We start from the raw sequence: 7,650 nt of genomic DNA, 5'->3' as shown, positions 1-7,650 counted from the left end.
TCTGCCTACCGCCCTCTGCCTACCGCCTTCTGCCTACCGCCTTCTGCCTACCGCCCTCTGCCTACCGCCTTCTGCCTACCGCCTTCTGCCTACCGCCTTCTGCCTACCGCCTTCTGCCTACCGCCTTCTGCCTTCTGCCTACTGCCCTCTGACTTTCGACTCATTGACCCGCGCTCTGTGCTCCTTTAGAATTGGTCCTGCTTATCGGGGCGTAGCACAGCCAGGTAGTGCGCTCGGTTTGGGACCGAGAGGTCGTTGGTTCGAATCCAATCGCCCCGACTCTTTGAAGGCAAAAGTAAAAGGCAAAAGGCAAAAGTGAGTCAGTCAAACTTTTGCCTTTTTACTTTTGGCTTATCTTTTTGCGCCCGTAGCTCAGTCGGATAGAGCACCTGCCTTCTAAGCAGGGGGTCGCAGGTTCGAGTCCTGCCGGGCGTACCTTTATTTTCAATAATATACAGCCTCTTTTTTTCACGCTTGAAAACCCACTGTAGATAATTTTGTAGATGATCTTGCCTCGCTGTTTTTTTTCGATGTATTTCAAGTTGGTAATTCCTCCTGATATTCCTCAGCAGTAGAACCATGTTTTCTCAAAAGGTAAATCTCGTGGCTGAGGCATAGTCTGCGACTTGTGGAGGTGTATGCGGCGGCAAGAGATTTACCAGCATATTGATAGTAATGCGCGTAATCTGCCAAACGCCATTGCCCTGGTTGTTGGGAATGTGGCAGTGAGAGCCGTTTTAGGATAGCGGTAACAGCGAATGTATGGTGAATGTCAGTCGTAGTCAACATTGACGACAAGTTATCGCAATACTGGTTATCCACAGCCTAGGAACATTGGGGTTTGTCGTAGCAGTAGGGGTTGATGTCGTGCTTTTACACGGAAGGCGACAGGGTAGTGGGTGCTCAAGTGTTCCCTCAAAGCAAATATTAACGAATCTTCTAATTCTCCCTTTGGGGATATCAACAAAGAAAGTTAATATCTCGCTCTAGATGAGTTCAAGGATACAACCTAGCAAGCGTCGTCACGTCGTAGACTCTAAGAAGCTCTGCTTTGTCATAATGCCTTTCGGGCCTGGTTTCGATGATCGGTATCGACGTGTCTACGCGCCGGCGATTCGGGATGCGGGCCTTCAGCCACTGAGAGCTGACAGCCTGTCCAAGCCCTCGCCGATCATGGAGGATGTTTGGCGATTAACCAAGCTGGCTGGTGTCCTCTTGGCAGACCTGACCGGCTGCAATGTAAACGTGTTCTACGAACTCGGACTAGCGCATGGGATTCAAAAACCAGTGGTACTGATAACAGACAATGTTCAAGAAATCCCATTCGACCTCAGAAGCTTACGGGTACTCGTCACTCGTGACATGCAGAATGCAGAAATGCGGCGTCAACTGACGCGCGCACTTCAGGAAACAGTCGCAGATCCCTCTGGAGCGCTTCCAGCCGCCTTTGTCCTTCCAAATAGAGGCCTAGAAATAGCCTATACCTTGGGAGGACGCTTAATTGAATCCGATGAACTGGACCTTATTAAGAATGCTCTAAATGAAGTGCAAGACAAAGATGTGAAGCGGATTACGGCAAATATCTGGAAATCGTTGACCGAAAAGCAAAAGAACCACCTCTTTAGTCATCTATTCTGGCAACGCGAGCTTGAGACATACGCACCCACCGAACTTGTTGAGAGTGTCAAGGAACGCCTGGCTAAGCTAGGCGAAAAATTTCCATTGAGCCTCTTAGCGGAAACTATTTATAGCGTAAGAACAGGCAAAGACGCGGTTGCTGTCACTTTGCTCGTAGAAACGGGTTTTGCGCGTAACTTCGTCGAAGCGAATATCATATATGATCTGGTTGAATGGGCAGTCCACGAGAAGGATACTATTCAACATCGAGTCAGCGATCATACATAACGTGGTTATCCCGACGCGACGATAATAAAGGGAACTTCGGTATTGATATTGGCCCCGCAAAGGCCGGCGTTTATTAAGGAAGATTTCCGGTCGCGGCGTGAAATCAAACGAGGGCGCAGCCTCTAAGTTGTTACGAGGCCGATGAGCGTCGCTCAATGTATTGGCGGTCGGATGTCTCGTTTCTGGGGGGAGCTATGGGAACGTTTGAACCGAGGATTGTAGCCTTTCTTGACGTGTTGGGATTCAAAGACCTAATAGATAGAGCGGCGAGGGATGACAACGCAACACCTATTATCGAAGCGCTGGAAAAAGCCCTGACGTATGTGGGGGCGGATAATAAACCGAGCGGGGACTTCCAAGGTCAGACGAAGATGTTCTCAGACTCCGTAATAATGAGTGGGTCGCCAACTCTTGCCGGATTGAACTGGGTGTTCTGGCGCTGTATCGTGACTCAAGCGATGTTTGTTGAATACGGGCTGCTGCTACGCGGTGCGATCACACAGGGCAAGCACTATCAAAGTGAGCAACTCGTCTTTAGCGAGGGTGTTGTCAATAGCTATCTCCTAGAGCAGAGAGTCGCGAAATACCCAAGGGTGGTCGTGGAGCCTTCCATCGCGAAGCTAGCACAACAGCAAGGTCGGAGTTTTCCATATCCACCTCCCGATGACCTAATCTTAGAAGATGAGGACGGGGTGCTCTTTCTCGATTACTTTCGCTACATTACCGACGGACCCGCATCGCGGGTAGATGCTGTAAGATTTCCTGAACGACACCGGGAGGTCGTCGAAGAGGGTGCGCGGAGATTCGCGAAACTACCACACGTACTCGAAAAGTACCGGTGGATGGCTATGTACCATAACCGAAAGGATGATGAAGACTATATAGACATAATACCGTTCATTGATGTTGAGGGTCTCTTTGGCACGAAGCCGTGAGATCAGGGAGGTTAAGCCTTGCAAAGAACCCGGAGGACCTTCGCTATCAAGGTAACTGCCTTAGATCTTAATTTCTGAATCATCTGTTTGACGCACCATCCCTTTTATCTGTCGTCCTTCTTTCGCTCTTCCTCTTCCCTAAGCGCATTTCTCTCAGCCTCAATATCTATCAATCTATCCATCTGGCGCTGAGAATCTGTTGCTACGCGCCCGTCCATCTTAATTGCGTGAATCTGCCTCTGCAGCTTCCACGCCATTGCCGGACGGCCTTCGGCCTGGAGACGTTTAACCACTCTCTCTATTGTAAAGATTTTTTGGAGCTTGATCTTGGCCATTTCCGATCCGTTAGTCGGACGGCCCATAGTCATTGCATCTAGCTTTTGGAGCTCTAACTGTAGATCAGCTAAGTCTCGATCCGTAACATGCGGCGGTGCATCGCGCTTTTCTGCGCAGCTTACGACTCTATTCCGACGTACCTTCTTTGCTTGTCCGGCGGTCACGTCGGCAGTTGTTCTTAATTGTTGCCAATCCGCGCAAGTATCTGGGTATGTTGCTACTCCGATCGTTATGGTCACGCGACCTCGACCAATGACGGGAAAGTCATGTTGCTCTATCGCTGTTCTTATGCGCTCGGCAATCTCCATAGCATCAGGGTCAATGACGTTTGGAAGGAGGAGAATAATCTCGTCGCCGGCAGTGTGAGGACGAAAGTCCTCTCCAATGTCTTGAATAACACTTTGTACAACCCGGAAAGCGGCGACGATAACCTTATCCCCGACTTCGTGACCATATGTGTCATCGACCGTCTTGAACTTGTCCAGGTCGGCATATAGGATCGAAGCTTGATTGTACCGCTCGATTGCAAGTGCTAGTTTAGGCGCAAAAGAGGAGTCATCTCGAATGCCGAGTCGGTCGAAGTGGTCTTGAATCTCAGCCATGCCAGGCGGAGTTTCAGTACCTTTTGACTGCAGGAGCGAATTGAACGCGTTAACTTCCTTGGGATACAACTCCGCAAAGTTGCCGTCGAGTCGCTCCACAATACCTGCCAGAACGCCCACTTGGTTTATTTCCGCAAGGGTGACAAGACCTTCCTGGATAACTGGACGGGACACACCGACTTTCAGCATTTCCCTTCTTAAGTCCGAGTCTTGATACCGCTCAATTTTCGTTACATAACCCCAACCATACAGTCCTGATTGTCCCGCAAAGAGATAAACTACGTCGCCCGCTACGAGTCTGTCGTTTGGTGCCACTCGATAGGGCCAGGGCTTGCCGATGTACATTGGTTGTATGTCAGTGCTGTGAATGGAAGCTGCCATTAACCAATTTGTCATATTGGATCAACTCATATCCCAACAGCGAATCGCACCACCAAGCTGGCGTTACTCCGCCGGCAGCAGGAGTTTGATTTTGCTGGACTCAGTGATTCTAAGGAGTTACCCGTCGGCCGGTCTTGCGCGCTCGACTTTGCTTAAACCAGTCTTGCTTGTAAAAAGCGGGTCCGTAGATGGATTCTTCTAGCTTCGTGAATTGTACTTTGGAGTATTCACCGCGCTCAATAAGATCAAGCCACTCGAAACGCTTTACCAAGAAAGTGTAACTCACCACTGCGCCGCAGGTTCTCTTAACCTCCACTAAGCTCTCGGGCGAGCAATTTTCGGTGGTTATAGCTAACTCCTCCAGTAACAGTTGCATTTCTGCTTCTGGGTAGATGAACTCTGCCGCAAAGACCTCGGCTCCTTTCTCGATGAGCTCGCCAGCATTATAGTCACCGCACCTTATCTCGCCAGCTTGAATTAGCAGTTGGTCCTTGTAGTGGTGCTTTAGTTCGTGAACAAGCGCGAAGAGTTTTGGCTCACGCGGCAGACTCTTGTTGATCATTACTGAGAAGTCGCCGTCGTCGCAGAAATATGCGGCACGGATCTTTCTACGCTTCGTATCCCAATAGTCGATCTTGATACCTTCGTTTCTGTAGATACCTTGCACAAAACGCAGATTGAGCGCCGCTGTCTCAACATTGTATTGCGCTCGCTTTGCTTGAGCGAGAGAGCGCATCTCGGCGTAGTATATCGAACGACTCATCGGATCACCGCTTCTTTCGTTTACTCGATTCGTTGAGAGCCTTCCGAGCCTTACGAAATTGGGCATAGCGCGTCAGCTCGTCTAGGTCCTCGTCGTCGAGGTCACCCGTCGCGCTCATTAAGGCTTGGAGTCTCGAGTTTTCAGCCGTGGGGAAAAACACGGAGATGCTTACCCCAAAGAACTGAGCCAGCTTATGCAGGTCCCTAATCGTTGGCTTGTATGAAGCCGTTTCCCAACGAGAGATTGTGTTGGGCGTCTTCTTCATAGCAATCGCGAGCCCCTCCTGGCTGATACCCGTGCCGCCATAGCTTCGACGTAGTTCTCGAATCTTCGCTCCAATAAAGGAGTATAGGTCACCCATTGATGTATTCCTGTTTAAGGATGGAGATATCCTGTCAGTGTTGACAGATATTTTTGTTTCCTGCTACTATGAGCTTGTCCTGATACAGCATAGGAACTTCCTGTTGGTGTGTCAAGGACGCTAAGACGATTCTAACCAGGAGACTGCCAAAATGGACAAACCACATGATGAGGACAAGAAGTTTATTCCTATTCAGATCGACCACAAGCCGTACAAGGCGCCCAAGACTCCAATGACCGGTGCCGAACTCCGAGCACTTGCGGAGCCACCGATCGGCGCCGACCGGGATCTTTTTCGAGTGGTGCCAGGACCCGGAGATGATGTGAAGGTAGAGGACAACGATTCGGTTGCCCTCGAACCAGGGATGCACTTCTACAGCGCCCCGAAGCAAATCAATCCGGGAGGCCAAGCTAATGCAGCTTCCGGAAGATGACGAGACATATCTCAATAGTAAGGGATACGCGTGGCGACTGCTTTCTGACGGAAACGGTGCGTGCCTCGTGATTTCGAACTTTGCCGTTTCGACGGCCTTGTTTGATTCCGCCCAGACAGAACTGATGATTCGGATCCCAGCGCAGTACAACATTGCTGGGCTGGATATGTTCTATGTGGCCCCAGAGATCAAACTAAGAAGTACGGGCGAGTATCCTGAGGCGGCCAGCACTTTCGAAGATCATTGCGGCCAGCGTTGGCAACGCTTTTCACGGCACCTCACTACAACGCCTTGGCGGGCCGGAGTCGATGGCCTGCCGATGTTTTTGGCCCTCATACAAAAAGAGCTTCAGGCGAAAGGCTAAAGTCTGATGCAGTATTCATTAACCTTATTAGAAGGCGCTCGCTTCCGGCTTGAAGAAGCCGTTTTCTCCCGGCAAGGACTCGAGGGGGCGGCGTACTTGCTCTGTGGACGCAGCGTCACAGAAGACGAAACGCGATTGCTAGTGCGGGAAATAGTTCCTGTTGCAGAGACGCACTACCTGCGTAGAGAGCCTTATCGACTCTCGATTGATTCTGCCTCCTACGCATCGGTCGCCAAGCGCGCTCGCGCGATCGGCGCATCGATCATTTTTGCTCACGGGCACCCTTTCGGACCGCCGGATTTTTCTGAGCAGGATGATCGCGAAGAACCCAAGCTGGTCGAATTTTTCTCGGCTCGAGTCCCTGGTGTTCCGCATGGTTCATTAGTCCTTACACCCGGTACTCTGGCGAATTGCCGCATTTGGTCCGGGAATGGCTGGGGGCAAGTTGCCCGAATTCGAACGATCGGTCAGAGATTCCGTTTTCAGACCTTTATCGCGGATGAGACGCCCCTCCCGGATTTCTTCGACCGTCACGTGCGTGCCTTCGGACCGGAAATCCAACGCCTGCTCCAACGACTTCATGTTGGAGTCGTTGGACTCGGTGGCACCGGTTCTCCCGTTGTGGAACAACTTATCCGGCTCGGTGTCGGTAAAATTTCCATTTTTGATGGCGAACAGTTCGAGAGCTCCAATGTCACCAGGGTTTACGGATCAAGCATCTCGGACGAGGGGAAGAACAAGGCGGAAATCTCCTTCGCGCACGCTTCGAGCATTGGTCTCGGGACGGTTGTGCGAACGTACCCGCGTAACATTACCGAGGAAGAAACCGCCAAGCAGTTACGTGTCTGCGACATTATCTTTGGCACCACGGATAAGCAGGCACCACGAGGAATCTTGGTTCAAGTTGCTTTGCAGTACATGATTCCTGTCTTTGACCTAGGGGTCAAGATTGATGCGCCGGAGCAAATCATTCGTGGAATCAACGGCCGTGTCACAACGTTGCTCCCAGGCGAGGCTTGCCTTTTTTGCCGCGAGAGGATTTCGTCTGATGCAATTAGACTCGAATCGCTTTCACCGGAAGAACGACAGCTTTTGGTCGATGAGCACTATGCGCCGCAGCTTGAGACACAGAACCCAGCCGTTATTACCTTCACCACTGCCGTGGCCGCGCAGGCTGTCTCTGAGTTTCTCCACCGACTTACCGGATTTATGGGCGAAGGGCGGCAATCCTCGGAAGTACTAATGTTCTTTCACGAGACTGCGATCAGGACTAATCGGACGGCTCCAAAACCAGACTGCATTTGTGCAAAGACAGAACTTTGGGGTGTGGGGGATCGAAGAGATTTTCTTGGTTTGACTTGGCCAGATCAAATCGGCGATGTAACCCTCGTTTCGAAAGAATGATAAACGTCAAACTACAAATTGGGCGTCTCATTACTTCAGTTCGGGACTGGTGGAAGCGACTACGGCGCTTTCACTCCTTTCAGGGTGTGACAATTTGCGAGGCCGACGTAGATCCAAGTAAGGCTCTGACCGAGCGCAAGCTCGTCCTGATCGGTTCCCCCGAGAG

The 7,650-nt window shown here is 50.9% G+C and carries 8 protein-coding genes and 2 tRNA genes; 7 read left to right on the top strand and 3 right to left on the bottom strand.

The window, feature by feature from the left end:
- The first annotated feature begins 205 nt into the window (after positions 1 to 205).
- The 4 genes from AABO57_26215 to AABO57_26200 all read left to right on the top strand — a co-directional run bounded on the left by AABO57_26215 (position 206) and on the right by AABO57_26200 (position 2,840).
- Positions 206 to 279 (top strand) — tRNA-Pro (locus AABO57_26215).
- Between the two features lie 82 nt (positions 280 to 361).
- Positions 362 to 435 (top strand) — tRNA-Arg (locus AABO57_26210).
- 624 nt (positions 436 to 1,059) lie between these two features.
- Positions 1,060 to 1,905: a hypothetical protein gene (locus AABO57_26205; GenBank protein MEK6289222.1), complete on the top strand. Its 846-nt coding sequence runs from the start codon at positions 1,060 to 1,062 to the stop codon at positions 1,903 to 1,905.
- Positions 1,906 to 2,099: 194 nt separating this feature from the next.
- Positions 2,100 to 2,840, top strand: coding sequence for a hypothetical protein (locus AABO57_26200; GenBank protein MEK6289221.1), 741 nt, complete (start codon positions 2,100 to 2,102; stop codon positions 2,838 to 2,840).
- 104 nt (positions 2,841 to 2,944) lie between these two features.
- Here AABO57_26200 and AABO57_26195 read toward each other — a convergent pair whose 3' ends face one another.
- From AABO57_26195 to AABO57_26185, 3 genes are all read right to left on the bottom strand, one after another.
- Positions 2,945 to 4,123 (bottom strand): GGDEF domain-containing protein, encoded by a 1,179-nt coding sequence (locus AABO57_26195; protein ID MEK6289220.1) that lies wholly within the window; start codon positions 4,121 to 4,123, stop codon positions 2,945 to 2,947.
- Between the two features lie 145 nt (positions 4,124 to 4,268).
- Positions 4,269 to 4,922 carry an ImmA/IrrE family metallo-endopeptidase gene (locus AABO57_26190; protein ID MEK6289219.1) on the bottom strand — a complete coding sequence of 218 codons (654 nt, stop codon included), beginning with the start codon at positions 4,920 to 4,922 and terminating at the stop codon, positions 4,269 to 4,271.
- Between the two features lie 4 nt (positions 4,923 to 4,926).
- The gene (locus AABO57_26185; GenBank protein ID MEK6289218.1) at positions 4,927 to 5,283 is read right to left on the bottom strand and encodes a helix-turn-helix transcriptional regulator; all 357 of its coding nucleotides are present in this window, start codon (positions 5,281 to 5,283) and stop codon (positions 4,927 to 4,929) included.
- A gap of 151 nt (positions 5,284 to 5,434) precedes the next feature.
- Between AABO57_26185 and AABO57_26180 the strand changes: the two genes are divergently transcribed.
- From AABO57_26180 to AABO57_26170, 3 genes are read left to right on the top strand one after another with little or no spacing between them, the layout of a single operon-like run.
- The gene (locus tag AABO57_26180; GenBank protein MEK6289217.1) at positions 5,435 to 5,716 is read left to right on the top strand and encodes a multiubiquitin domain-containing protein; all 282 of its coding nucleotides are present in this window, start codon (positions 5,435 to 5,437) and stop codon (positions 5,714 to 5,716) included.
- Positions 5,697 to 6,080 (top strand): E2/UBC family protein, encoded by a 384-nt coding sequence (locus AABO57_26175; GenBank protein MEK6289216.1) that lies wholly within the window; start codon positions 5,697 to 5,699, stop codon positions 6,078 to 6,080. Before AABO57_26180 ends, AABO57_26175 begins: the two co-directional genes overlap by 20 nt.
- Before the next feature lie 6 nt (positions 6,081 to 6,086).
- Positions 6,087 to 7,484 (top strand): ThiF family adenylyltransferase, encoded by a 1,398-nt coding sequence (locus AABO57_26170; GenBank protein MEK6289215.1) that lies wholly within the window; start codon positions 6,087 to 6,089, stop codon positions 7,482 to 7,484.
- The last annotated feature ends 166 nt before the right edge of the window (positions 7,485 to 7,650 follow it).

Source organism: Acidobacteriota bacterium (genome assembly GCA_038040445.1).
GTDB lineage: Bacteria > Acidobacteriota > Blastocatellia > UBA7656 > UBA7656 > Onstottus_A > Onstottus_A frigus.
Note: the sequence above shows the minus strand (reverse complement) of the source record. Positions and strands in the feature narration are given on the sequence as shown.

Coding starts and splice junctions, on each gene's coding strand:
- AABO57_26205 (MEK6289222.1), top strand. CDS start 1,060: ATGCCTTTCGGGCCTGGTTTCGATGATCGGTATCGACGTGTCTACGCG.
- AABO57_26200 (MEK6289221.1), top strand. CDS start 2,100: ATGGGAACGTTTGAACCGAGGATTGTAGCCTTTCTTGACGTGTTGGGA.
- AABO57_26195 (MEK6289220.1), bottom strand. CDS start 4,123: ATGTACATCGGCAAGCCCTGGCCCTATCGAGTGGCACCAAACGACAGA.
- AABO57_26190 (MEK6289219.1), bottom strand. CDS start 4,922: ATGAGTCGTTCGATATACTACGCCGAGATGCGCTCTCTCGCTCAAGCA.
- AABO57_26185 (MEK6289218.1), bottom strand. CDS start 5,283: ATGGGTGACCTATACTCCTTTATTGGAGCGAAGATTCGAGAACTACGT.
- AABO57_26180 (MEK6289217.1), top strand. CDS start 5,435: ATGGACAAACCACATGATGAGGACAAGAAGTTTATTCCTATTCAGATC.
- AABO57_26175 (MEK6289216.1), top strand. CDS start 5,697: ATGCAGCTTCCGGAAGATGACGAGACATATCTCAATAGTAAGGGATAC.
- AABO57_26170 (MEK6289215.1), top strand. CDS start 6,087: ATGCAGTATTCATTAACCTTATTAGAAGGCGCTCGCTTCCGGCTTGAA.